Here is a 1,737-nt window from a genome sequence, read left to right as displayed (position 1 = left end):
CCTTTATAAATTTTAATTGTTCTAATATATTCCCTTGTTGACTTAAAATGTCTTGTTTCCTTTGTGCATCGAGTTGCTCTAATGATAAAAGACGCAATGTTGCTTCTTCTTGACTTTCCTCAAAGAGCTTATTATCTAAGAAACCTCCTGTTTGTTGGTTTTTATTTGTAAACTGAGCTATATAAGGGTCTTTTATAAACTCTTGGTATATTTTTTTTGCGTTATCTAAGATTGAATCTTCTCTCTCATTAAACAAGGTAATAATGTTGTTCACATCAGTACTAGTGTCAAGGTTCTGAAGTGTTAATTCTTGGCGTATCAAATATGCTATTACTTTTGGAAATTGTATTATTAGATTTTGTTTCCTATCATTTATATCAATTAATTTAGCGTATCTTTTACCTAGGTCTGTAGTAGGGGGAGGCACTGCTGGTGTTTTTGTTGATGAGGAAGGTTTTTTACTGCTACTAGTGCTTTTTGATGACTCTGGTTGAGTAGTTTGTCCTCCACTACCAGTATTGTTTGATGACGCTGCTTGAGATGTCCATCCCGGTGGAGGTGGAGGAGGTGGTGGTGGTGGACCGCCGGCTGCTTCTGAACCGGTGGTAAATAAATTTATTGATATACTAATAACGAAAGAGTATATTAACAATACTGATTTTAATTTGCCTGTTATACTCATTACTTAACCTCAATGATTATTTTTAATATATAAACGAGGCGAATTATATAACATTTATTAATATTTATCAAGAAAAACATTATTTTTAATTTAACCTATAGGTTAAATTAAAAATATAGAACTTGAAAAATTTCCTACCATGTTTTTGTAAGTCCTCAAAGCCTATCCGTAAATTAGTTTTAATTAATAATTAAAGGGCCTTTTTACTGAATTATCCGTTAAAATTTGTTTACGGATAGGTTCTCAGATGCCGAATGTTTAATAATTGCTGCCGTTCCTTGGCTTATTTCCAACTTGTGTTGAAGTATACTCAACCACTAATAAACTAAAATCCTATAGTGGTTGAGTAATAGCTTTACAAATTGACTTTTAATTTAACAAGTCCTTGATGGCTTTGATATTTTCTATGAGTATAATAATTATACTCAAGTAGAACATTTATATTTTTTCTGCTCATAAGTATATTACTACCTATATTATATCCAAGCTTAGGTTGCTTCAGTATAATAATTGTTTCTTGTAATGTTTGTCCTTTAAAGGTCGCTTTTGCATTAACTTTTGTATTTTTATTATTGAAGTGACGCTCAATATTACCGTACAAACTTGGTGTTAATACTATATTATTTAGGGTCGCTATAGGCTTAAACACTATTTTACCGCCAATACTACTTTCAAAGGATTGATTTGATTTCTTTTGAATCATCAAATTTTCTATATCTACATTATATTCTTTGTAGTTGCTAGCTCTTGAATAATCGTATTTAAAACCGATATTAGGAATAAAATGTAAATCGTATTTTGTATGATATTTATAATTTAACAAGCTTTCAAAACTTAAATTATTGTTTTGATATTTTCCAATTATATTATTAATATTTTTAGATTTATTCTTAATATAATTATGACCGTAAGATGTTATAGCCTGTAATGAGAAACCTTTAATGAGTTCTTTTAGACCGTAAATGCTTAAAAGGTGACCGTTAACATCTATTGTTCCTAGTTTTTTATTATATTTAATTTGGGATTCTAAACGGCTATAAGCTATTCCGATAACA

Annotated in this window: 1 protein-coding gene and 1 pseudogene; both read right to left on the bottom strand. The window is 29.7% G+C overall.

The window, feature by feature from the left end; genetic code table 11:
• Nucleotides 1-682: pseudogene (locus tag A452_RS08780) on the bottom strand (autotransporter domain-containing protein); the annotation flags it as partial.
• A 355-nt stretch (nt 683-1,037) separates the two neighbouring features.
• Nucleotides 1,038-1,737, bottom strand: a 700-nt coding sequence (locus A452_RS08775) for an autotransporter outer membrane beta-barrel domain-containing protein (RefSeq protein ID WP_037197613.1), incomplete at its 5' end; no start/stop codon positions are given.

Origin of the sequence: Rickettsia australis str. Phillips (assembly GCF_000273745.1) — a bacterium.
GTDB classification, from domain to species: Bacteria; Pseudomonadota; Alphaproteobacteria; order Rickettsiales; family Rickettsiaceae; genus Rickettsia; species Rickettsia australis.
The sequence above is the reverse complement of the archived record's forward strand: the minus strand, read 5'-3'. Positions and strand labels throughout refer to the sequence as shown.